The sequence below is a fragment of the Nocardia sp. NPDC004573 genome (assembly GCF_053602135.1).
Genome location: NZ_JBSGDA010000006.1, coordinates 76,777 through 98,256, shown reverse-complemented (window position 1 = coordinate 98,256; position 21,480 = coordinate 76,777). Strand labels below are relative to the sequence as shown.

Here is a 21,480-nt window from a genome sequence, read left to right as displayed (position 1 = left end):
CATACTGCGTCAGGATGATCCTCGCGACATCGAGAGAGACTTCACCTGGCTGTTCGCTGCAGACACGGTGACGGATTCGAACAATATCCGCGCTGACCGGCTGAGTCATCGCCCCCTCCGCTGTGCACGTTCGTCGGGGACGATGTGCCCGGCATCAACCAATGTCCAGTACGCATATGCCTTGTCCGGGCAGGAATCGATGCTGCAACGGACGTGGCTCTGCATGGTCGCATGCGCGTGCTCGATGTCGATACGATCGAGGATGTCGGTAACCGGTACTGCCCATTCCGGTAGTGCATCTTCTCGATCGAGTAGATACGGAAGCACATAAAAGGTGGCGACGGCCAGCAGCGCCAGCGCGACGGCAACGACTCCTGCGGTGACGATCTGAACCATGCGGTGAAGTGTCGGTAGCACACGAGTCTGTTCGCGCCGCCACCGATGCATCACCTTGATCAGCTGAGCCAGCTCGGTATCTTCTGTGTCTCATCTCCCCTTTGTCAACGCCCGACAGGTGGTGTATCCGTGGGGACCGTACTGAAAGCTCTACTGCAACAACGCCATCTCCAAACCGTTTCCGCCTTCAACCGCGAATACGACCGAATTGCCGGCGAATACGAGCCCGAACTTGTCGGTGCCGGACCCAAGAAGGCGCAGTTCTACCGGTGGCTCTCCGGAGAGCTCACCGGCCTGCCGTACCCTCACCACCGCCGGATCCTGGAAGCCATGTTCCCTGGCCGGTCGGCCGACGAGCTGTTCGAGTACTGCGCGGATCCCAGCCATATCCGATCGACACATGAAATCCGGACCCCGAGGGGGCCTTTCGATAAGACGATGGCCGATGTCGAGGCGGTCTTCGCGAACAGAACCGACTTTTTGCAGGCGGTACCACCACGGAAGCTTTTCGAAGGTGCTCGGCGGATCGATATGGCGGGCCTGTCGTTGAATCTACTGTGCCAGCAGTACTCGGATACCGATCTCGTGAAGCTGCTCGAATCAGGCACTACTCTTCGGTGCCTTTTCCTCGACCCGAGCGGCACCCACATCCGGACACGGGAGACCGAGGAGGGTCACGCACCCGGCGTGCTGTCGAGCCTTACCGAACTCAATATGAAGTGCTTGGTTCGAGCGCAGAAGAAATACGCCGAACAGCGGAAGAACATCATCCAGATCCGCACCTACGATGAGACCGTGCGCTTCAATATCACCCTGGTCGATTCCACGGTATGCGTCATTCAGCCATATCTGCCGAGAGCCCGTGGAGTCGAATCGCCAACGCTGGTCGCCCGCAAGTCGGAGCGAGCGGGGGTATTCGACACCTTCTCCGAAGTCTTCGAGACGATGTGGTCCAGCGCCCGGGAGGTGTCGCCGTTATGACACCGAGTCGGGATAAGTTACTGGAAATCGCCCGTTCGGCTGTTGAGCAGGGTGCTGAACTTCTCCACACCGCCGATCGAGGGACGATCCGCACCAAGGGCGATCGAGACTACGTGACCGGCCTGGACCAGCGAATCCAAGACGACATCAGACGGTATCTGGCCGATGCGACACCCGAGTGCGGCTTTCTCGGTGAGGAACTCGATGACGGTTCGCTCGATCAAAACGCGCGGTACATGTGGGTTCTGGATCCGATCGACGGAACGTCCAACTTCATTCACGGGTTGCCGCTCTGCGCCGTATCGCTGGCTCTGGTGCATAATGACGAACCGGTGATCGGGGTCATCGGCGCACCGTTCCTGGGCCTGGAGTACTACGCCGCTGCTGAGCGCGGCGCGTGGAGAAATGACATCCCGATCCGAACCAGTGACACCCAAACGCTCGGTCAGGCAATTGTTTCCATAGGCGACTATGCGGTCGGGCAAGAGGCGGAGCTGAAGAACGAGCGCCGCATCGCTCTCACCGCCGCGCTGGCTGCAACCGTCGAGCGGGTACGAATGTTCGGATCCGCCGCCCTCGATCTCGCGTGGGTTGCCGAGGGTCGAACCGACGCCTGCGTCATGCTTTCCAACAAGCCGTGGGATACAGCTGCCGGTGTGCTCATCGCCCGCGAGGCGGGCGCTGTCGTCCTCGACTCAGCCTCCCGCCGGCACAGCCTCGACTCTTCCGACACAATCGCCGCCTGCCCCTCCATCGCCGACCAACTGATGAGCTTGGTCAACGAATCCATCCGCTGCCCCAGGGCGACCTAGGCCGGGATTCGAACCACTGGTTGCGACCCGTAGTTCAAAGCACCTGCGACTCGCCTTTGAGAGCTGCCCTGGATATCGGCTGATATCAGGACAGCCCAGTGCCTACCCACGCGTCCCTGGCCTGATCAGATACCGGCTGCGCGAGAGGGCATGATTGCGACCGCGATCCCGTTACCAATGGGGTAGGTGTGCCGTTCACGCCAACGGTCGGAGTCGAGGAAGATGTCGAGCCGGGTGATGAGGGCATCGGATCCGGTTGTGGGATCCGCCTCCATCGTTGTCATGGGTAGCAGGTAGGTCGGTGCGGTAGTCGGCTCGTCCGGCTTCCACCGGAACGCGATCACTACCGCTGTTCCCATGCACGTGACAGACACATCGGCCAAGTGGATCCACGGCGTGCGCCCGCCGGTGGGGCTGCCTGGTGGTGGTGCATACCAGCCCGCCGCGGAGGCTTCCTCAACCGCACCGGCCGTTGAGGATGGCATCGCAGCTGCTTCCCGCAGATAGTTTTCCAACGCCTGAGCGATCCCCTGCACCCATGCCGGCGAATCCTCGGGTCGCGGTGACATCAGCCCAGGGCCTCAAGGGCGGGTCGAGATCTGCTGGACGCCCCAGCCGTTGCCGTCGGGGTCGGCGAAGAAGAAGAAACCGACGTTGTCCAGGGGGTCGGGCATGGGGGTGCGGTTTTCGCCGAGGACCTGGATTTCGGTGACCTCGACGCCACGGGAGGTCAGTTCCTCATGGGCCTTACGCAGATCGTTGACCACGAGTTGCAGGCCCTGCTGGGAGCCGGGGGTCATGTCGGGTATCGCGCCCTTGCCGATCACGATCGAGCATCCGGAGCCCGGCGGGGTGAGTTGCACGATGCGGACGTTGTCGTCGATCTTGGTGTCGTGGTCTACGGCGAAGCCCAGCTTCTCTGCGTAGAACCGCTTCGCGCGGTCGATATCCGACACGGGCACGATCACGACCTCGAGCGTCCAGTTCACGGCACTTCCTTTCGGCGGTCTGCGGTATTCGTACCAGTGCGGACCGGTTACGGCGGGGAAATTCATCGGCGCGCTAGCGCCGCACCCAGCGCCAGGCGAACTCGTCCGGCGCGGGCGGAGGTCCCGGGAGTTCACCGTCCGCACTCATTCCGGCCAGCAGCATGGCGAGTACCCGGCGGCGCAGCTGGGCGGTGCGCTCCTGGCTGGGCAGCGTGATGGCCGCGCAGGATTCCAAGATCAGGCCGAGGTCCTGCGGTGTGACCTCCGGGCGCAGCTTGCCGGAGGCGTGCGCGCGGCGCACGATCTCCTCGGTCGCTTCGCCGGAGCGGGTGACGTCGGGCAGCATCGATTCGTCAGGGGTGAAGGTGCCGGCGAGATGCACGGTGAGCGAGTGCACGTCGGCGTCGACCACACGCTCCAGGAAGCCGACCAGGGCGCGCCAGCCATCCGGGTCCTCCAGCGCGGCTTCGGCTTCCGCGTTGTACCGGCGCAGACCGTCGTGGCAGAGCGTTCGTAGCAGCACTTCCTTGCTCGGATAACGCCGGTAGAGCGCGCTGATCCCGACGCCGGCGCGTTCGGCGACGGCGGAGATCGGGGCCGTGGCGTCGGCGAGGAACACCGCGCGGGCCGCCTCCAGGATCAAGCCGTCGTTGCGGGCGGCCTGCGCCTTGCGGCCGGGCAGGCCCTTCTGAGCTGGGGCATCGGATGTCTTCGGCATGCTCCGAGGATAGCACTTGAACGGAATGATCCGTTCTGTTACTGTTCAAACAGAACAGAGCATTCCGTTTCAAAGGAGCAGCATATGACCGCCATCACCCCCTTCCGCATCGACATCGACCAGGTCGACCTGGACGACCTGCGTGATCGCCTCGCCCGCACCCGCTGGGCGGAGCAGATCCCCGGCTCGGGCGACACCTACGGGGTGAGCGTCGATCGGGTGCGCCACCTGGTGGGTTACTGGCGCGACGGGTTCGACTGGCGCGCGGTCGAGCAGGCACTGAACGCGTACCCACAGTTCACCACCGAGATCGACGGCCAGAACATCCACTTCCTGCACGTGAAGTCCGCCCGGGACGACGCGTTCCCGCTGATCCTCACGCACGGCTGGCCGGGCACTTTCGTCGAGTTCGTCGGCGTCATCGAGCCGCTTACCGCGGCCGGGTTCGATCTGGTGATCCCCTCCGTGCCCGGTTACGGGTTCTCCGGCCCCACCACCGAGGCGGGCTGGAACGACACGCGGATCGCCCGCGCCTGGGCGGAGCTGATGCGGCGGCTGGGCTACACCCGCTACGGCGCGGTGGGCAACGACGGAGGCTCGCAGATCTCGCCGGAACTCGGCCGGGTGGCGTCGGAGCAGGTGGTCGGCGTGCACGTCACGCAGGTGTACTCGTTCCCCTCCGGCGATCCGGCGGAACTGGCCGACCTCGACGAGGACGAGCAGCAGTCGCTGGCCACCCTGGACTGGTTCGTGAAGAACAAGATGGGCTTCAACGTGCTGCAATCGCAGCAGCCGCAGACGCTGGCGCACGCGATCACCGATTCGCCCGCCGGACTGGTCGGCTGGAACGGCCAGCTGCTCGGCCCGGATCTGGACGACGACTTCGTGCTGACCAATATCGCGATCCATTGGCTCACCGGCACCGCGGGCTCGGCGATCCGGCACTACTTCGAGAAGGACAAGGCCGAGCACCCCACCACGCCGACCACGGTTCCGCTCGCGCTGTGCGGCTCCACCGGCGATTTCCACGGCATCCGCCGCTTCGCCGAGCGCGACCACAACATCGTGTCGTGGCGCACGCACGACGTGTTCACCCATTACCTGCACCATGTGGCGCCCTCGCTCATGGCGGAGGAGATCACGAAGTTCTTCGCACAGCTGCGCTGAGACAGTCTCTTATGGCATCGAGACTCACGGCCATGGTTCGTCTCGTTCTCCGCTGATGTACTGAATCCATCAAGAGCACAACAGCTTTCGAACCAGAGGAGAAATCATGCAGATCGCGGTCTTCGGAGCCACCGGTACGGTCGGTCGTCTCGTCGTCGAGCGGGCGCTGCGGGAGGGGCACGAGGTGACGGCCTTCACCCGCAGCGCCGCGGGCGTCACGCAGCGGCACGAGCGGCTGCGCGTCGTGGAAGGCGACGTGCTGGACACGCATTCGGTGCAGCGCGCGGTGGAGGGGCAGGACGCGGTTCTGATCTCGCTCGGCAACGGCCGCAAGGGCGTGGTCCGCGCGGAAGGCACCAAGGCGATCATCGCCGCGATGCAGCGCACAGGTGTCGAGCGGCTGATCTGCCAGACCACGCTCGGCGTGGGCGACAGCCGGGGCAACCTGAACTTCCTGTGGAAGTACGTGATGTTCGGGCTGCTGCTGCTGCGGCCGGCCTACGCCGACCACGTCCAGCAGGAGAAGTACGTCGAGGCCGCCGATCTGGACTGGACGATCGTGCGGCCGAGCGCCTTCACCGACGGACCGGCCACCGGCAGTTACCGGCGCGGGTTCCCGGCGAGCGAGCGCGGCCTCACCCTGAAAATCGCCCGCGCCGACATCGCCGATTTCATGGTCGAGCAACTGACCGACACCACTTACCTTCGCCAGGCGCCCGGCATCTCGAACTGAGCGCGCCATGCGGCGGCATGAAAGCGGCCCACGCGCCGGAGTCCCGGAGCGTGGGCGGTCGTGGTCTCAGGCGTGCTCGTGCAGTTCGCCCCAGGCCGGGAAGGGGTCGGAATACGCCGCCCACGCGCCCGGACCCTCGGCGAACTCCGTGTCGGTGAGCAGCGCGCCGTCCAGCAAGGCGCGCACATTGTCGCAATCCAGCTTGATTCCGATGAACACGATCTCCTGCCCGGGCGGCACCTCGAGTGACGACCACCAGGCAGCCGGTTCGAAAACCAGGTTCGGCCCCGCTTGCGACCACACCGCGGCCAGCGTCGAACGGCTCGCGATCCAGCAGAACCCCTTGCTGCGCAGCAGCCCCCGCAACTGTTCCAGCACGGCGGACAGACGCAGCGGATGGAACGGCCGATCGGCGGTGTAGGTGAGACTGCGAATGCCGTACTCCTCGGTCTCCGGCGTGTGCCCGCCAGCGAGTTCCTCCGCCCAGCCCTCGGCCTCGGCGGCGACCAGCGGGTTGTAGCGGCCGGTGTCCAGCACCTCGCGCAGGTCGACCACACCGTTGCTGGTGCGCAGCACGCGCGCGCGTGGATTGAGCCTGCGCACCGTCGCCTCCACCGCCCCTACCGCGGCCGCGCCGACCAAGTCCGTCTTGTTGACCAGCACGACGTCGGCGAACTCGACCTGATCCACCAGCAGGTCGGCGATGGTGCGCGCGTCACCCTCGCCCGCTTGGAGTTTCCGCTCGGCCAGCGCCTGCCCGCGCGCCACCTCGGCCAGGAAGGTAGCGGCGTCGACCACGGTCACCATGGTGTCCAGCCGGGCGACGTCGCCGAGCCGGAAGCCGTCCTCGAACTCCCAGTCGAATGTCGCGGCCACCGGCATCGGCTCGGAGATGCCGGTCGATTCGATCACCAGCTGATCGAATCGCCCCTCGCGCGCCAGCCGCGCCACGGCTTCGATCAGGTCCTCGCGCAGCGTGCAGCAGATGCAGCCGTTGGTCAGCTCGACCAGCTTCTCCTCGGTGCGATCCAGGTGGCCCTGTCCCGCGACCAGCGCGGCGTCGATGTTGACCTCGCTCATGTCGTTGACGATGACCGCCACCCGGCGGCCCTCCCGGTTGGCAAGGATGTGGTTGAGCAGCGTCGTCTTGCCCGCACCGAGGAAGCCGGACAGCACGGTGACGGGAAGCAGATCGGAGTCCATGCATTAATGATAACGATTTTCATTTGCTTAACGTGAGCGGGTGCCCGTTGCCCGAATCGCGCGAACCGGATCGCCGTAGGGTTTGTGTCGTGAAACTGCTGCCATTGCCCGCCGAGGGGCAGACCCCCGTCCGGGCGCTCACCATTGCCGGTACCGATTCCGGCGGAGGCGCCGGAATCCAAGCCGATACCCGCACCATGGCCCTGTGCGGTGTGCACGCCCTGGTGGCCGTCGCGGCGGTGACCGTGCAGAACACAGTGGGCGTCAGCGGATTTCACGAGATTCCGCCGCGGGTCGTGGCCGATCAGGTGCGCTCGGTCGCCGGGGACATCGGCGTCGGCGCCGCGAAGACCGGCATGCTGGCCTCCACCGCGATCATCGAGGCGGTGGCGGCGGTGTGCCGGGAGGTCGGGATCGGCCGCGACGGCGATGTCCCGCTGGTCGTCGACCCGGTCGCGGCCTCGATGCACGGCGATCCGCTGCTGCACGCCGAGGCGCTCGACGCGCTGCGCTCCACCCTGATCCCGCTCGCGACCGTGGTGACGCCGAACCTGGACGAGGTCCGATTGCTCACGGGGATCGACGTCGAGGACGACGATTCGGCGCGGCGCGCCGCCGAGGCGCTGCACAAGCTGGGGCCGCGGTGGGCGATCGTCAAGGGCGGGCATCTGCGTTCCTCCGAGTACAGCACCGATCTGCTGTTCGACGGCGAGCAGTTCCTCGAGTTCACCGCACCGCGCATCGCCACCGGCAACGACCACGGCGGCGGCGACACGCTGGCCGCCGCGATCGCCTGCGCATTGGCGCACGGCTATTCGGTGCCCGAAGCGGTCGAGTTCGCCAAGGAGTGGACCTATCGCTGCCTGGCCGCGTCCTACGATCTCGGCGCGGGCCACGGGCCGGTGTCGCCGCTGTGGCGCTTGCATCGGAATTGAGCGGCAGCCGCTCGGCACACGCCATTTCTTGTCGGTGGTGGCTGCGATACTGAGGACGTCGCCGACACGGATGGCTTCAACGGCGAGGCGATCGGAACAACGACGTTCGGCGTGAACGCGGCGGAGACCTCGGCGCCCGGCCCGGGGGGCGCTCCGGTCACATAGCGGAAAAGGCGAGGTGCAGCGGCTGATCCGCCGCCATCGCGATGCCGTGTAGTCGAGCGCTCGCGGCCACCAGCGCCAAGATGACCTCGCTCAGATAGGCGGCGAACTGCTCGACCGGCATGGCCGGTGGTTCCGGCCGGTTCACCCCCAGCCACCAATCGGTGGCCGAGGCCACCGCGCCGAAGATCGAATAGATCACCAGCTCTACGCTCGCCACCTGCACCGACTCGTCGTCGACCGCGACGGCGAACAGCTCGGCGGCGCGTTCGGCGGACTGCCTGGCCGACTGCAGGGCGCGGTCGGCGTCGCCTGACCGTTGCGTGAAGTGGCTGTGCAGCATGAACCGGAAGACGTTCGGCTGCCGCGACACGACCAGCGCGTATTCGGTCGCGGCGCGGCGCACCAGGTCATCGGCCGAGTCGCCGGTCAGGTCGAAGCTGGTCATGACCTGCTCCCAGAGCAGGTCGCGCACCCGGTCGACAATCGCGTTGTAGAGGTCGGTCTTGTCCTCGAAATGGCGATACAGCTTCGGCTTGGCCGCGCCCGCTTCCTTGGCGATGTCGCCCATGCTGACGGCGGGACCGAACTTGTCGAGCGCGCGCAACGCCGCGTCCACGAACTCTTCGCGCACCTTCCGGCGATGCTCACGCCAGCGTTCGGTGCGCGCGTCCACACGTTTCGGCGGCTGGTGGTCTTCCGTCCGGCCGCGCAGCATCACGAGTCCGGATGCTACCGGCAGGCCCGGGTACCGAGACCCGGCCGTGCGCCGGGTCTCGTCCCCCTCAGTGTTTGCCGGTACCGGCACCGCCGTCGCCCGCGGCCTTGGCCTTCTTCTCCGCTCGCTTTTCCTTAAGGGTCTTCCCGGACTTCTTGGACATCGAACTGCGCGGAGATTTGTCGGACAAACGTGGTCCTTTGCTCGGAGAACCTGAATGGTCCCGCTGGCATCGACCGTACGCTACGGCGGCTGCCTGCGACGTGAACCTTCTCGGGCGACACCCCCAGGAACCTCACAGCTGAGGCCCAGCCCGGTGGCAGCGTGGCCCTCGACTCTGGTTCGCATGACCGAGACTTCGACCGTCGCGGCGACGGAACGGACCGAGACCACGGGCGCGCCCGTGCTGGACGTGGTGATACCCGTCCACAACGAAGAGACCGACCTCGGCGTGTGCGTCCGCAGACTGCACGCGTACCTGCGCGACGGATTCCCCTTCCCGGCGCGCATCACGATCGCCGACAACGCGAGCACCGACGACACGCTGCAGGTCGCACAGTTGCTCGCCGAAGAACTGGACGACGTGCGCGTGGTGCACCTGTCCGCGAAGGGGCGTGGGCGGGCGCTGCGAGCGGTGTGGGAGCGCTCCGACGCGCAGGTGGTCGCCTACATGGACGTCGACCTGTCCACCGACCTGAACGCACTGCTGCCCCTGGTCGCTCCGCTGATCACCGGGCATTCCGACCTGGCCATCGGCACGCGGCTCGACGCGGCGTCCCGCGTGGTGCGGGGACCGAAGCGCGAGATCATCTCGCGCTGCTACAACTTGCTGTTGAAGGCCTCGCTGCGGGCGCACTTCTCCGACGCCCAATGCGGCTTCAAGGCGATGCGCACCGACGTGGCGCGCCGCCTGCTGCCACTGGTGCACGACGGGGGGTGGTTCTTCGACACCGAACTGCTGGTGCTCGCCGAGCGGGCCGGTCTGCGCATCCACGAGGTTCCGGTGGACTGGATCGATGACCCGGACAGCCGCGTCGACATCGTCGACACCGCGCGCAAGGACCTGCTCGGCATCTGGCGGCTGGGGCGGGCGCTGGCCACCGGGACGCTGCCGCTCGACGAACTGCGGCGCTCGGTGGGCCGGGAACCGCTGGTGGCCGGGGTTCCGCCGGGCATGGTGGGACAACTCGTGCGGTTCGCGATCGTCGGCGTGCTGAGCACGCTGGCCTATCTGCTGCTCTACGTGGTGTCGCAGCCGCTGATCGGCGCGCAGGTGGCGAACTTCGCGGCGCTGCTGATCACAGCGGTGGGCAACACCGCGGCCAACCGGGCCTTCACCTTCGGCGTGCGCGGCTCGAACGGCGCCGTGTCACACCAGTTCCAAGGACTGGTGATCTTCGGGATCGGGTTGGCGCTGACCAGCGGGTCGCTGTTCGCGCTGCATCGGTGGGCGCCGGACGCCTCGGTGCATCTGGAGCTGTTGGTTTTGGTGGTGGCCAATCTGGTGGCGACGCTGTTGCGATTCGTCGGACTGCGCTGGGTGTTCCGCGACAGCGGCGGCGATCGCGCGCCGAGCGCATCCGCTCGCACCGCCGCCGAGGGAGACCGTTGATGACGGCGACCACGACCGCACCGCCGGTCACGGCCGAACCGCAGCCGAAAGTCCGCCGGAACTGGGAGTATCCGGCGCTGGCTGCACTGCTGCTCGGCACGGCGGTGGCCTACCTGTGCAACCTGAGTGCCAACGGCTGGGCGAATTCGTTCTACTCGGCCGCCGTCCAGGCCGGTTCGGTCTCGTGGAAGGCGTTCTTCTTCGGGTCCTCCGACGCGGCGAACTCGATCACCGTGGACAAGCCGCCCGCCTCGCTGTGGCTGATGGAGCTGTCGGTGCGGGCCTTCGGGCTGGGCAGCTGGAGCATCCTGGTGCCGGAGGTGCTGCTCGGCGTGGCGAGTGTGGCAGTCCTGTGGGCGACGGTTCGCAGGCCGTTCGGGCCCGCGGCCGGATTGCTCGCGGGGCTGGCGCTGGCCGTGACGCCCGTCGCGGCGCTGATGTTCCGGTTCAACAATCCCGAGGCGCTGCTGGTTTTCTTGATGATCGCCGCGGCATGGGCGATGACCCGAGCGGTGGAGGACGGCCGCTGGCGGTGGCTGGTGCTCACCGGGGCGCTGATCGGATTCGGTTTCCTCACCAAGCAATTGCAGGTGCTGCTGGTGGTTCCGGCGCTCGCGCTGACCTACTTGCTCGCCGGTCCACCGAAACTCGGCAAACGTATTCTGCAACTCTTCGCGGCCGGGGCCGCGATGGTGGCGGCCGCGGGCTGGTGGCTGCTGGCGGTGGAGCTGTGGCCTGCCTCGTCGCGGCCGTGGATCGGCGGCTCGCACGACAACTCCATCCTGGAACTCACCCTCGGTTACAACGGACTCGGCCGGCTCAACGGCAACGAGCGCGGCAGCGTCGGACCGGGCGGCGATCTTCCGCCGGGCGGCAACGGCATGTGGGGATCCACCGGCATCACCCGGATGTTCGAACCGGCGCAGGGCGGTCAGATCGCGTGGTTGATCCCCGCCGCGCTGATCGCGCTCGTGGCCGGAATCCTGCTGCGCGGCAAAGCGGCTCGCACCGATCGACAGCGCGCTGCCCTCGTCCTCTGGGGCGGCTGGCTGCTGGTGACCGGGCTGGTGTTCAGCTATATGGCCGGCATCTTCCACCAGTACTACACGGTGGCCCTGGCTCCGGCCGTCGCCGCGCTCGTCGGCGCGGGCGCGGTACAGGCGTGGCGGCAGCGGCAGCGGCTATGGGTGCGACTGGCCTCGGCGGCGGCAGTGGGCCTCACCACGGCGACCGCGTGGATGCTGTTGTCCCGCAGTCCGGAATGGCAGTCGTGGCTGCGCTGGACGGTGCTGGTCGTCGGCGCGCTCGCGACGCTCGCCGTGCTCGTCCCGGCGCCACGCAAACCGGCCGCGGTGGCGGCGCTGGCGGTCGCGTTCACGTTCCTGGCCGGACCGGTCGCCTACGCGGTCGACACCATCGCGACGCCGCACGCCGGGGCCATCCCCTCGGCCGGACCGAACGTCGCGATGCGTAATCGGCCGCCCTGGGGCGAGGGCATGCCGGGAATGGGCCGTCGCATGCAGGACGGGACCGGAACCACCGGCCGCGACGGCGCCGCGCAAGCCCCGGGCGGTACACCACCGGCCGGCGGCGCTCCGGGAACGGGTCCGCAGGGCACGACACCGGACGGCCGAATTCCGCAGCCGGGGGGCCGGATTCCGGGCGCCTGGCCGCAGGGCAACGCACCCGGCAGCCGGACACCGAGCGACGGACGCCAGGGCACGACGCCCGACGGACAGACGCCCGGCACACCGCCGGGCTTCCCTCCCGGCAACGCGCCGCAGGGCAACGTACCCGGCGGGCAGGCACCGGACGGCGCGATGCCGCCGCAGGGGCAAGGTATGCCAGGAGACGGCCGTCCCGGCACCGATGGCGGCGGCATGGGCGGCTTCCTGGGGGCGAGCGAACCGAGCGCGCAAATCGTGTCCCTGCTCGAGCGGAACGGTGGCGACTACACCTGGGTGGCCGCGGCCGTCGGCTCGAACAGCGCGGCGGGGCTGCAACTGGCCACCGAACTTCCGGTGATGCCGATCGGCGGCTTCAACGGCAGTGACCCCTCGCCGACGCTGGAACAGTTCCAACAGTATGTCGCCGAAGGGAAGATCCACTACTTCGTCGGTGGCGGACGTGGCGGACCGGGTTCCTCCGAGTCGTCCCCCAGTGCGCGGATCACGCAGTGGGTCGAGGAGAACTTCACCGCCGTTCAAGTGGACGGCGTCACGTTGTACGACCTGACCGCCACCCACTGAAACCACCGCGATGCGGTTCTGCCGCCCTGCATTCCGTCGGGACCGCATCGTCTCCCGATGTTCAGCGCTTTCCCCCCTGCGTCCGCTGAACACCGCATCCGCACCAGCGCCGTACCTCGGCGCCGGTGCGGATCGCGTTCGTGCACCGGGTCCACCACCGGCGTGCGGCCAATTCGGCTTCCCGCTCTTGGCATCCCGCAAAACTCCAGCGATGATGATCGGACCTGTGACGGCTCCCGGCTGGGAGCCGGGCCATCAGGTGCCGTGTCCACGCGAACATGCAGGGAAACAGTTGAACGCTTTCATGAAGCTGGCCGTGACGGTGGTCAGCGCACTGCTCGCAACCGCGCTCGCCGTCGGATTCGCCGCCACCGCGTCGGCCGCGCCCGTCGACCGCGCCGAACCGATCGCCGCCGCCGCGACCGGCGAACCTCCGCAGGTGACCTACATCAAAGCGTGCCTGCCGCCCGGTGACACGATCGAACTGCGCACCGGAATCGGCGCGGCGATCGGGGCCGCGATCGGCGCGCTCGTCGGCCTGCCCGTCTTCTTCGTCGGCGCGATCCCCGGCGCGATCATCGTCGGCCTGATCGGCGCAGCCATTGGGGCCTCCTCCTACGCCATCGATTCGGGACGGCTCGAGCAGCAAGGCCTGTGCTGAGCGCGACCGACGTCGATCTCATCCGGCGGTCAGCGCGCGCACCAACCGGTCCAGCGCGGGGCGTGGATCGAAGTCCGCTTCCGGGTTGACCAGCTGATGCAGGATGATCCCGTCGAGTTGGTCGACCAGGGGCCGCGCCGCGGTCCGATCCGCCCCGGCACCCGCCAGCAGCGTCGCGGCCCAGTCGGTCAGGCGCAGGTGTCCGCGCCGGACGCTCTCGCGCAGCGCGGGAATGGACTGTCCTTCCAGGAACAGGGCGTAGCGGGCCAGGGTGCGCACCCGGTCGGCGCCCACCGCGTGCACCGCGAAAGCGGCCATGCCGTCGACGAGTTCGTCGATCGACCGGGGCGCCGGTCGCCGCAGGAGCGCCTCCCAATTCGCGTAGTCACGTGCCTCGAGGCGCTCGGTGATGCCGATCAGCAGCGCTTCCCGGGTGCGGAAGTAGTTGGAGGCCGATCCGGCGGGCATGCCCGCGGCCTCGTCGACCGCGCGGTGGGTGAGCGCGCGGGTGCCGCGGGATCCCAGCAGGTCGATCGCCGCGTCCAAGACGAGTTCACGTTTGGTGGACACACCTTGATACTACGTAAGTAGTGATTCAGGTACTGGGTTATCCCTGGGCGGCAATGGCTCTGCATACTCTCGCCGCCTCTCACTTCGCGCCCGCCATCGGGCCTGGCGACGCCACAGTCTCCGGCCGGATGTCGCATCGCGGTTCAGCGGGGTGCGTGCAAGGCGGCGTGCAGCGTGGCCGCCCATTGCTCGACTATTCGCTTGCGACGGGCCGAATCGTCGGTGAGGACGTCGGCGAGGCCGAGGCCGCGCGCCATGTCCAGGGTCGCCTGGACCAGGTGGTGGGCGACCGGGTCCGAGTCGTCCACGCCGAGGGCCTCGACCGCGCGGCGATGGGAGGCGCGCCCGAAACGAGCCTCCAGCGGGACGATGCGTTCGCGCAGTGCCGGGTCCGCGGCGGCATGGGTCCACACCTGCAATGCCGCCTTGAACAACGGGCTGGTGTAGGACTCGACCAGCCCCGCGACCACCGCCTCGGTGCGTGCGATGCCGTCACCCAGGTCCGTCAGCGTCGCCGCCTCCTGCACCGCCTGCCCGCTGCGCGTGTCGAACATGTACTCCAGCGCGGCCGTGATCAGATCCTCCCTGGTGGGGAAATGATGCTGGGCCGCGCCACGCGACACCCCGGCCCGTTCGGCGACGACGGCGACCGTCGCGGCCGCCCAGCCCATCTCGGCCAGGCAGTCGATGGTCGCCTCGAGCAGGCGCTGCCGGGTCGCGCGGCTGCGGTCCTGCTTCGGTTCGTGAGGTGTCGCCATGGTCGTTATTCTGCCCAGTTCGGCGGGCGGCGCTGCAAAAAGGCCAGCATGCCCTCGTGCACCTCGGGGGTGCCGAAGAAACTCGCCGAGCGCCGCGCGAGTTCTTCGGCGGAGGCGTCGAACTCGGCGAGGATGCCCGCGTTGACCAACCGCTTGGCCTCGGCCAACCCCTGCGGGGAGCCCTTGCGCACCTCCCCGCACAGCCGTTCCACTTCGGCGGCCGGATCGTCGGCGGTCACCGTGACCAAGCCGATCTCCCGAGCCACGGTCGCATCGAACTTCTCGCCCGTGAGGTAGTACCGGCTGGCCGCACGCGGATCGAGCCTGGGCAGCAGGGTGAGCGAGATCATGAACGGCGCCAGCCCGATCCGCACTTCGGTGAGCGCGAAACTACTGCCCGGGCCGGCCACGACGATGTCGCATCCCGCCACGATGCCCATGCCGCCGGCCCGCACATTGCCGTCGATCCGCGCGATCACCGGCTTGGGGATCTCCACCAGCCTGCGCAGCACCCCGATCATCACCCGGGTGCGCTCATCGGCGGCCACGGCCGGATCGGCGTCGCTCGCCTCGCTCAGATCCGCGCCCGCGCAGAAGGTGTTGCCGGTGTGCGCGAGCACGATGACGCGCACCTTGTCGTCGGCGGCCGCGTCGTCGAGCCCGCGCAGCAGCTCGGCGACCAGCTTGGCCGACAGCGCGTTGCGGTTGTGCGGCGAATCGAACGTGAGCGTCGCGACGCCGCCGCTCACCTCGTAGCGGACGAACGGGCCCGTCTCGGTCATGCGCGTCCTCTCAGTACGACTTCGGCAGGCCCAGCGAATACTGGGCGACGAAGTTCAGGACCATCTCCCGGCTCACCGGCGCGATCCGGCCGATGCGCGCGGCGGCGAGCATGGCGGCCAGCCCGACGTCCCTGGTCAGACCGGAACCACCATGGGTCTGGATGGCCTGGTCGAGTGCCTTGATGCTGGCTTCGGCCCCGGCGTACTTCGCCATGTTGGCCGCCTCGGCGGCGCCCATCTCGTCGCCCGCGTCGTAGAGGGTGGCGGCCTTCTGCATCATCAGCTTCGCCAGCTCCAGTTCGACCTTCACCTGGGCCAGCGGATGCGAAATCCCTTGGTGCGCGCCGATCGGCGTCTTCCACACCGTGCGCTCCTTGGCGTATTCCACGGCGCGCTCGATGGCATAGCGGCCCATGCCGACGGCCATGGCAGCGCCCATGATCCGCTCCGGGTTCAGGCCCGCGAACAGCTGCATCAGCGCCGCGTCCTCTTTGCCGACCAGCGCGTCGGAGGGCAGCCGGACGTCGTCGAGGAACAGGGTGTACTGGTGATCGGGCTCGATGATGTCCATCTCCTGCGCCGTCTTGGTGAAGCCTTCGGCGTCGGTCGGCACGATGAACAGGGCGGGCTTGAGCTTGCCGGTCTTGTGATCGGAGGTCCTGGCCACGATCAGCACGGCCTCGGCCTGGTCCACGCCGGAGATGAAGATCTTGCGGCCGTTGAGGATCCAGTCGTCGCCGTCGCGGCGCGCGGTCGTGGTGATCTGGTGGGAATTGGAGCCCGCGTCCGGCTCGGTGATGCCGAACACCATCTTGCCGGAGCCGTCGGCGAGCTTGGGCAGCCATTCCCGCTTCTGCTCGTCGGTGCCGTACCTGGTGATGATGGTGCCGCAGATGGCCGGGGAGACCACCATCAGCAGCAGGCCCGCACCCTGCGCGGACAGCTCCTCCATCACCAGCGACAGCTCGTACATGCCCGCGCCGCCGCCACCGTACTCCTCGGGCAGGTTCACCCCGAGGAAACCGAGTTTGCCCGCCTCCTGCCACAGTTCGTCCAGCGGCTCGTTCTTGCGCGCCTTCGGCAGCACGTAGTCGCGGTAGTTGTACTTCGCGGCCAGCGCGGCGACGGCGGCCCGCAGCGCCTTCTGCTCGTCGGTTTCGATGAACGACATCAGTTCTCCTGGGTTTCGGTGGTGTCGGCGGCGGGGTCGACGACCGCGAGCACGGCGCCGACGTCGACCTGCTGGCCGACGGTGACGTTGACGGCGCTGAGCACGCCCGCGGCGGGCGCGGCGATGGTGTGCTCCATCTTCATCGCCTCCAGCCACAGAATCGGCTGGCCCTGTTCGACCCGGCTGCCGACCTCGACGGCGAGCCGGATGACGCTGCCCGGCATGGGCGCCAGCAGGGAGCCGGTGGCCACCTGGTCGGCCGGGTCGCTGAAGCGCGGCAGCCTGCGCAGGGCCACCGGGCCCAGCGGCGAGTCGACGTAGACCTGGTCGCCGTAGCGGGCGACGTCGAACTGCCTGCGCACCCGACCGCGTTCGCCCGGCACCGACAGCACGACGCGATCGGGAGTCGCTTCGACGAGTTCGAGACCGTCGTGCCCGTCCACGGCGACACCGGTGCGGCCGAAGCGGTAACCCACCTCGTGCGTCCCGGTGGCGCGGCTCTCGTAGGACTTACGCTGCGACTGGGACGGCAGGTTCCGCCACCCGCTGGGCAATCCGCCGCCCACCCGCGCGCGGCCGCGATTGGCGGCGGCGTCGGCGAGCGCCGCCGCCACGATGGACAGCGCCTCGTCGGATTCCGACACCAGCGGCGCGGCGAGCACATCCAACCCGTGCGTGGTGAAGAACGCCGTGTCGGTGTCACCGGACAGGAACGCCGGATGACGCAGCACGCGCACCAGCAGATCCCGGTTGGTGACCAGGCCGTGGATCTCGGCGCGATGCAGCGCGGACGCGAGCAATCGCGCCGCCTCGGTGCGTGTCTCGGCGAAGGAGATGACCTTGGCCAGCATCGGGTCGTAGTGCACGCCGACGACCGAGCCGTTCACCACGCCCGTGTCCAAACGCACGCCCGGCCGGTCGAGCAGGTCGAATTCGGCCCGGACCGAGGGGATCTCGATCCGATGCACGGTCCCGCTCTGCGGCTGCCAATCCTGTGCCGGATCCTCGGCGTAGAGCCGCACTTCGATCGAATGTCCGCGCATCGCGGGCGGTTCCGCGGGCAGCGCGCCGCCCGCGGCGACGTCCAGTTGCAGTCGGACCAGGTCCAGTCCGGTGGTGCACTCGGTCACCGGATGCTCGACTTGCAGGCGGGTGTTCATCTCCAGGAAGAAGAACTCGCCCTGCTCGTCGGCGAGGAACTCGACGGTGCCCGCGCCGGTGTAGCCGATCGCACCCGCCGCCGACCGAGCCGCTTCGAACAGGCGCGCCCGCATGCCTTCGGTGCGTTCCACCAGCGGAGACGGGGCCTCCTCCAGCACCTTCTGGTGGCGGCGCTGGATGGAGCACTCGCGCTCGCCCACCGCCCAGATGACGCCGTGCGTGTCCGCCATCACCTGGACCTCGATGTGCCTGCCGGTCTCCAGGTAACGCTCGCAGAAGACCGTCGGGTCGCCGAAGGCGGATTCCGCCTCGCGCCGTGCGGCCTCGATCTGCGGCGCCAGATCGGCCAGCGCGCGGACCACGCGCATGCCGCGCCCGCCGCCACCGGCGGACGCCTTGATCAGCACCGGCAGATGCGCCTCGGTGACCTCGGCCGGGTCCAGTTCGGCGAGCACCGGCACGCCTGCGGCGTCCATCATCTTCTTCGCGGCGACCTTGGAGCCCATCTGCTCGATCGCCTCCACGGGCGGGCCGATCCAAACCAGCCCGGCGTCGAGTACCGACTTGGCGAATTCGGCATTCTCGGAGAGGAATCCGTATCCGGGATGGATGGCGTCGGCGCCCGCGGCGAGCGCCGCCTCGATGATCAGTTCGCCGCGCAGATAGGTTTCCGCCGGCGTGTTGCCGGGCAGGCGCACCGCGGCGTCCGCCTCGGTGACGTGCGGCGCGGCGGCATCCGCGTCGGAGTACACCGCGACGCTGCCCAGACCCATCCGGCGGCAGGTGGCGAAGACCCGTCGGGCGATCTCGCCACGATTGGCGACAAGGACATTCGTGAGCCCACCCGTCATCCGGCCGCCATCCCTCATCGAATCGCTCTGCGATGCAGTCATCATCGGCCTCACATTCGGAAGACGCCGAAGCCGTCGGCGCCTTTGATCGGGGCGTTGTGAATGGCCGACAGGGACATTCCCAACACGGTGCGAGTGTCGCGCGGATCGATGACCCCGTCGTCGTAGAGCCGCCCGGACATGAACATCGCCAGCGATTCGGCCTCGATCTGCGCCTCCACCATGGCGCGCATCCCGGCGTCGGCCTCCTCGTCGAACGGCAGTCCCTTCGCCTCGGCGGCCGCGCGGCCGACGATCGAGATGACGCCCGCCAGCTGCGCGCCGCCCATCACCGCGGATTTCGCACTGGGCCAGGCGAAGACGAAACGCGGGTCGTAGGCCCGGCCGCACATGCCGTAGTGGCCCGCGCCGTAGGACGAGCCCATCAGCAGCGAGATGTGCGGCACCTTCGAGTTGGACACCGCGTTGATCATCATCGCGCCGTGCTTGATGATGCCCTTCTGCTCGTACTCCTTGCCCACCATGTAGCCGGTGGTGTTGTGCAGGAACAGCAGCGGCGTGTTCGTCTTGTTGGCCAGCTGGATGAACTGGGTGGCCTTCTGCGACTCCTCGGAGAACAGCACACCGCGCGCGTTGGCCAGGATGCCGACCGGATATCCGTGCAGCTCGGCCCATCCGGTCACCAGGCTGCTGCCGTAGAGCGGCTTGAACTCGTCGAAGTCCGAGCCGTCCACGATGCGTGCGATCACTTCGCGCGGGTCGAACGGGATCTTCAGGTCCGACGGCACGATGCCGAGCAGGTCCTCCGGGTCGTAGAGCGGCTCGATCACCTCGCCGCGCGGAGCCGGACCCTGCTTGCGCCAGTTCAGCCGCCGGACGATGGAACGGCCGATGCGGATCGCGTCCTGCTCGTCGACCGCGTAGTAGTCCGCGAGGCCGGAAACCCGCGCGTGCATGTCCGCCCCGCCGAGCGACTCGTCGTCGGACTCCTCGCCGGTGGCCATCTTGACCAGCGGCGGACCGCCGAGGAACACCTTGGAGCGCTCCTTGATCATCACCACGTGGTCGGACATGCCCGGGATGTACGCGCCGCCCGCGGTGGAGTTGCCGAACACCAGCGCGATCGTCGGAATGCCCGCCGCCGAGGCCTGGGTGAGGTCGCGGAACATCCGGCCGCCGGGGACGAACACTTCCTTCTGCGTGGGCAGATCCGCGCCGCCGGATTCCACCAGCGAGATCACCGGCAGCCGGTTCTCCCGCACGATGTCGTTGATGCGCAACGTCTTGCGCAGCGTCCACGGGTTGGAGGTGCCGCCGCGCACCGTCGGGTCGGGCGCGACGATCATGCACTCGACGCCCTCCACGACGCCGATCCCGGCGATGGTGCTGCCGCCGACGTGGAATTCGCTGCCCCAGCCCGCCAGCGGGCACAGCTCCAGGAACGGCGAGTCCTCGTCGACGAGCAGTTCGATGCGCTCGCGCGCGGTCAGCTTGCCGCGCTTGCGATGCCGCGCCAGCTTGTCCGGTCCGCCGCCCGCGATGGCCTTGGCGAACTCCGCCTCGACCTCGGTGAGCTTGGCGGTCATGGCCGCCGCGGCCGCCTCGTACTCGGGCGCGGCGGTGTCCAGGGTGCTGCGCAGGATGGTCATGACTGGTACCCCAATCGCTTCGCCGCCAGTCCGGTCAGGATCTCGGTCGTGCCGCCGCCGATGCCGAGGATGCGCATATCGCGGTACTGGCGTTCGATCTCGGATTCGCGCATGTAGCCGAGGCCGCCGAACAGCTGAACGGCCTGGTTGGCCACCCACTCGCCCGCTTCGACTGCGGTGTTCTTGGCGAAGCACACTTCGGCGATCAGGTCGGTCTCGCCTTCGGCGCTGCGCTGCACCACGTCGCGGGTGTACACGCGAGCGACGTCGATGCGCCGCGCCATCTCGGTGACCGTGTTCTGCACCGCCTGCCTGCTGATCAGCGGGCGACCGAAGGTCTCGCGGTTGCGCACCCATTCCAGAGTCAGCTCCAGGCAGCGCTGCGCGCTGGAGTACGCCTGCACCGCGAGGCCGACGCGCTCGCTGACGAACGCGCCCGCGATCTGGAAGAAGCCGGAGTTCTCCGGCCCGACCAGGTTCTCCACCGGCACCCGGACGTCGACGTAGGACAACTCGGCGGTGTCGGAGGCCAGCCAGCCCATTTTGTCCAGCTTGCGGCTGACCGTGAAGCCGGGCGTGTCCTTGTCGACGATGAGCAGCGAGATGCCGCCGGAGCCGGGACCGCCGGTGCGCACGGCGGTGACCACGAAATCGGCGCGCACGCCGGAAGTGATGTAGGTCTTGGCGCCGTTGACGATGTAGTGGTCGCCGTCGCGGCGCGCCGTCGTGGTGAGGTGTCCGACGTCGGAGCCGCCGCCGGGCTCGGTGATCGCGAGCGAGCCGATCTTCTCCCCCGCCAGCGTCGGCTTCACCCAGCGCTCGATCTGCTCGGCGTTACCCGAGGCGATGATGTGCGGCACCGAGATACCGCAGGTGAACAGGGAGGCGAACAGCCCGCCGGACGCACCGGCCTGGTGCATCTCCTCGCAGACGATCATCGCGTCCACGCCGTCGCCGCCGGAGCCGCCCGCGGATTCCGGGAACTGCACGCCCAGCAGGCCGAGCGCGCCCGCCTTCTTGTGCAGTTCGCGCGGGATCTCCCCGGCGCGCTCCCAGCCGTCCAGGTAGGGCAGGATCTCGCGTTCCACGAATCCACGTACGGTGGAACGCAATTCGCGTCGTTCCGGCGTCTCCCAGAGTTTCGTCATGCGGTGTCCTTTCTCGCATGACCGGGGGCCCTGCGTGGTGACGCGAGCTGCCGC

General features: G+C 68.1%; 22 protein-coding genes. 8 read left to right on the top strand and 14 right to left on the bottom strand.

Annotated features, from left to right (window positions below):
- Window positions 1-105 precede the first annotated feature (105 nt).
- Window positions 106-396 carry a hypothetical protein gene (locus ACWEKR_RS11940; protein WP_159841295.1) on the bottom strand — a complete coding sequence of 97 codons (291 nt, stop codon included), beginning with the start codon at window positions 394-396 and terminating at the stop codon, window positions 106-108.
- A gap of 129 nt (window positions 397-525) precedes the next feature.
- Here ACWEKR_RS11940 and ACWEKR_RS11935 point away from each other — a divergent pair, with 129 nt between their 5' ends.
- Complete coding sequence (locus ACWEKR_RS11935) at window positions 526-1,377, top strand: DUF5919 domain-containing protein (RefSeq protein ID WP_159841293.1); 852 nt, start codon at window positions 526-528, stop codon at window positions 1,375-1,377.
- Window positions 1,374-2,189, top strand: a complete 816-nt coding sequence (locus tag ACWEKR_RS11930) for an inositol monophosphatase family protein (RefSeq protein ID WP_159841291.1) — start codon at window positions 1,374-1,376, stop codon at window positions 2,187-2,189. Before ACWEKR_RS11935 ends, ACWEKR_RS11930 begins: the two co-directional genes overlap by 4 nt.
- A 125-nt stretch (window positions 2,190-2,314) precedes the next feature.
- Here the strand turns inward: ACWEKR_RS11930 and ACWEKR_RS11925 are convergent, their stop codons facing one another.
- The 3 genes from ACWEKR_RS11925 to ACWEKR_RS11915 form a co-directional block, all read right to left on the bottom strand.
- A complete protein-coding gene (locus ACWEKR_RS11925; protein ID WP_452354487.1) occupies window positions 2,315-2,725 on the bottom strand; it encodes a hypothetical protein in 411 nt (136 codons plus the stop codon).
- Between the two features lie 45 nt (window positions 2,726-2,770).
- Window positions 2,771-3,178: a VOC family protein gene (locus ACWEKR_RS11920; RefSeq protein ID WP_452354486.1), complete on the bottom strand. Its 408-nt coding sequence runs from the start codon at window positions 3,176-3,178 to the stop codon at window positions 2,771-2,773.
- A gap of 73 nt (window positions 3,179-3,251) precedes the next feature.
- Window positions 3,252-3,896, bottom strand: a complete 645-nt coding sequence (locus ACWEKR_RS11915) for a TetR/AcrR family transcriptional regulator (protein ID WP_452354485.1) — start codon at window positions 3,894-3,896, stop codon at window positions 3,252-3,254.
- An 84-nt stretch (window positions 3,897-3,980) separates the two neighbouring features.
- Between ACWEKR_RS11915 and ACWEKR_RS11910 the strand changes: the two genes are divergently transcribed.
- Together ACWEKR_RS11910 and ACWEKR_RS11905 are read left to right on the top strand one after the other, a co-directional pair.
- Complete coding sequence (locus ACWEKR_RS11910; protein WP_452354484.1) at window positions 3,981-5,063, top strand: epoxide hydrolase family protein; 1,083 nt, start codon at window positions 3,981-3,983, stop codon at window positions 5,061-5,063.
- 106 nt (window positions 5,064-5,169) lie between these two features.
- Window positions 5,170-5,796, top strand: coding sequence for an NAD(P)-dependent oxidoreductase (locus ACWEKR_RS11905; protein ID WP_452354483.1), 627 nt, complete (start codon window positions 5,170-5,172; stop codon window positions 5,794-5,796).
- Between the two features lie 66 nt (window positions 5,797-5,862).
- Here the strand turns inward: ACWEKR_RS11905 and ACWEKR_RS11900 are convergent, their stop codons facing one another.
- Entirely contained in the window at window positions 5,863-6,999 is a 1,137-nt protein-coding gene (locus tag ACWEKR_RS11900) for a GTP-binding protein (protein WP_452354482.1), read from the bottom strand.
- A gap of 89 nt (window positions 7,000-7,088) precedes the next feature.
- On the opposite strand from ACWEKR_RS11900, the gene thiD reads away from it, so the two are divergent.
- The gene (thiD, locus tag ACWEKR_RS11895; protein ID WP_452354481.1) at window positions 7,089-7,934 is read left to right on the top strand and encodes a bifunctional hydroxymethylpyrimidine kinase/phosphomethylpyrimidine kinase; all 846 of its coding nucleotides are present in this window, start codon (window positions 7,089-7,091) and stop codon (window positions 7,932-7,934) included.
- A 157-nt stretch (window positions 7,935-8,091) separates the two neighbouring features.
- On the opposite strand, the gene ACWEKR_RS11890 is transcribed toward thiD, so the two are convergent.
- On the bottom strand, window positions 8,092-8,814 hold the full coding sequence (locus ACWEKR_RS11890) for a TetR/AcrR family transcriptional regulator (RefSeq protein WP_452354685.1): 723 nt from the start codon (window positions 8,812-8,814) through the stop codon (window positions 8,092-8,094).
- 67 nt (window positions 8,815-8,881) lie between these two features.
- Window positions 8,882-9,004, bottom strand: a complete 123-nt coding sequence (locus tag ACWEKR_RS11885) for a hypothetical protein (protein WP_452354480.1) — start codon at window positions 9,002-9,004, stop codon at window positions 8,882-8,884.
- A 156-nt stretch (window positions 9,005-9,160) separates the two neighbouring features.
- Between ACWEKR_RS11885 and ACWEKR_RS11880 the strand changes: the two genes are divergently transcribed.
- The 3 genes from ACWEKR_RS11880 to ACWEKR_RS11870 all read left to right on the top strand — a co-directional run bounded on the left by ACWEKR_RS11880 (window position 9,161) and on the right by ACWEKR_RS11870 (window position 13,336).
- Window positions 9,161-10,426 carry a glycosyltransferase gene (locus ACWEKR_RS11880; protein WP_452354479.1) on the top strand — a complete coding sequence of 422 codons (1,266 nt, stop codon included), beginning with the start codon at window positions 9,161-9,163 and terminating at the stop codon, window positions 10,424-10,426.
- Window positions 10,426-12,675, top strand: a complete 2,250-nt coding sequence (locus ACWEKR_RS11875; protein ID WP_452354478.1) for a glycosyltransferase family 39 protein — start codon at window positions 10,426-10,428, stop codon at window positions 12,673-12,675. The genes ACWEKR_RS11880 and ACWEKR_RS11875 overlap by 1 nt, the downstream gene beginning before the upstream one ends.
- Window positions 12,676-12,967: 292 nt before the next feature.
- Window positions 12,968-13,336 carry a hypothetical protein gene (locus ACWEKR_RS11870; protein ID WP_452354477.1) on the top strand — a complete coding sequence of 123 codons (369 nt, stop codon included), beginning with the start codon at window positions 12,968-12,970 and terminating at the stop codon, window positions 13,334-13,336.
- Window positions 13,337-13,354: 18 nt separating this feature from the next.
- Here the strand turns inward: ACWEKR_RS11870 and ACWEKR_RS11865 are convergent, their stop codons facing one another.
- From ACWEKR_RS11865 to ACWEKR_RS11835, 7 genes are all read right to left on the bottom strand, one after another.
- Window positions 13,355-13,906: a TetR/AcrR family transcriptional regulator gene (locus tag ACWEKR_RS11865; protein ID WP_452354476.1), complete on the bottom strand. Its 552-nt coding sequence runs from the start codon at window positions 13,904-13,906 to the stop codon at window positions 13,355-13,357.
- 143 nt (window positions 13,907-14,049) lie between these two features.
- The gene (locus tag ACWEKR_RS11860) at window positions 14,050-14,664 is read right to left on the bottom strand and encodes a TetR/AcrR family transcriptional regulator (RefSeq protein WP_159849355.1); all 615 of its coding nucleotides are present in this window, start codon (window positions 14,662-14,664) and stop codon (window positions 14,050-14,052) included.
- A gap of 5 nt (window positions 14,665-14,669) precedes the next feature.
- Window positions 14,670-15,446 carry an enoyl-CoA hydratase family protein gene (locus ACWEKR_RS11855; protein ID WP_452354475.1) on the bottom strand — a complete coding sequence of 259 codons (777 nt, stop codon included), beginning with the start codon at window positions 15,444-15,446 and terminating at the stop codon, window positions 14,670-14,672.
- 10 nt (window positions 15,447-15,456) lie between these two features.
- The gene (locus tag ACWEKR_RS11850; RefSeq protein WP_195084287.1) at window positions 15,457-16,617 is read right to left on the bottom strand and encodes an acyl-CoA dehydrogenase family protein; all 1,161 of its coding nucleotides are present in this window, start codon (window positions 16,615-16,617) and stop codon (window positions 15,457-15,459) included.
- Window positions 16,617-18,629 (bottom strand): acetyl/propionyl/methylcrotonyl-CoA carboxylase subunit alpha, encoded by a 2,013-nt coding sequence (locus tag ACWEKR_RS11845; RefSeq protein ID WP_452354474.1) that lies wholly within the window; start codon window positions 18,627-18,629, stop codon window positions 16,617-16,619. The genes ACWEKR_RS11850 and ACWEKR_RS11845 overlap by 1 nt, the downstream gene beginning before the upstream one ends.
- A gap of 50 nt (window positions 18,630-18,679) precedes the next feature.
- A complete protein-coding gene (locus ACWEKR_RS11840; RefSeq protein WP_452354473.1) occupies window positions 18,680-20,278 on the bottom strand; it encodes an acyl-CoA carboxylase subunit beta in 1,599 nt (532 codons plus the stop codon).
- The gene (locus tag ACWEKR_RS11835; protein ID WP_452354472.1) at window positions 20,275-21,426 is read right to left on the bottom strand and encodes an acyl-CoA dehydrogenase family protein; all 1,152 of its coding nucleotides are present in this window, start codon (window positions 21,424-21,426) and stop codon (window positions 20,275-20,277) included. Before ACWEKR_RS11835 ends, ACWEKR_RS11840 begins: the two co-directional genes overlap by 4 nt.
- Window positions 21,427-21,480: the final 54 nt, after the last annotated feature.

Bases quoted from the DNA above. Each gene is read 5' to 3' on its own strand.
- ACWEKR_RS11940 (WP_159841295.1), bottom strand. From the start codon at position 396: ATGGTTCAGATCGTCACCGCAGGAGTCGTTGCCGTCGCGCTGGCGCTG.
- ACWEKR_RS11890 (WP_452354685.1), bottom strand. From the start codon at position 8,814: ATGCTGCGCGGCCGGACGGAAGACCACCAGCCGCCGAAACGTGTGGAC.
- ACWEKR_RS11835 (WP_452354472.1), bottom strand. From the start codon at position 21,426: ATGACGAAACTCTGGGAGACGCCGGAACGACGCGAATTGCGTTCCACC.
- ACWEKR_RS11875 (WP_452354478.1), top strand. From the start codon at position 10,426: ATGACGGCGACCACGACCGCACCGCCGGTCACGGCCGAACCGCAGCCG.
- ACWEKR_RS11840 (WP_452354473.1), bottom strand. From the start codon at position 20,278: ATGACCATCCTGCGCAGCACCCTGGACACCGCCGCGCCCGAGTACGAG.
- ACWEKR_RS11905 (WP_452354483.1), top strand. From the start codon at position 5,170: ATGCAGATCGCGGTCTTCGGAGCCACCGGTACGGTCGGTCGTCTCGTC.
- ACWEKR_RS11915 (WP_452354485.1), bottom strand. From the start codon at position 3,896: ATGCCGAAGACATCCGATGCCCCAGCTCAGAAGGGCCTGCCCGGCCGC.
- ACWEKR_RS11900 (WP_452354482.1), bottom strand. From the start codon at position 6,999: ATGGACTCCGATCTGCTTCCCGTCACCGTGCTGTCCGGCTTCCTCGGT.
- ACWEKR_RS11930 (WP_159841291.1), top strand. From the start codon at position 1,374: ATGACACCGAGTCGGGATAAGTTACTGGAAATCGCCCGTTCGGCTGTT.
- ACWEKR_RS11855 (WP_452354475.1), bottom strand. From the start codon at position 15,446: ATGACCGAGACGGGCCCGTTCGTCCGCTACGAGGTGAGCGGCGGCGTC.
- ACWEKR_RS11845 (WP_452354474.1), bottom strand. From the start codon at position 18,629: ATGACGGGTGGGCTCACGAATGTCCTTGTCGCCAATCGTGGCGAGATC.
- ACWEKR_RS11860 (WP_159849355.1), bottom strand. From the start codon at position 14,664: ATGGCGACACCTCACGAACCGAAGCAGGACCGCAGCCGCGCGACCCGG.
- ACWEKR_RS11850 (WP_195084287.1), bottom strand. From the start codon at position 16,617: ATGTCGTTCATCGAAACCGACGAGCAGAAGGCGCTGCGGGCCGCCGTC.
- ACWEKR_RS11910 (WP_452354484.1), top strand. From the start codon at position 3,981: ATGACCGCCATCACCCCCTTCCGCATCGACATCGACCAGGTCGACCTG.
- ACWEKR_RS11880 (WP_452354479.1), top strand. From the start codon at position 9,161: ATGACCGAGACTTCGACCGTCGCGGCGACGGAACGGACCGAGACCACG.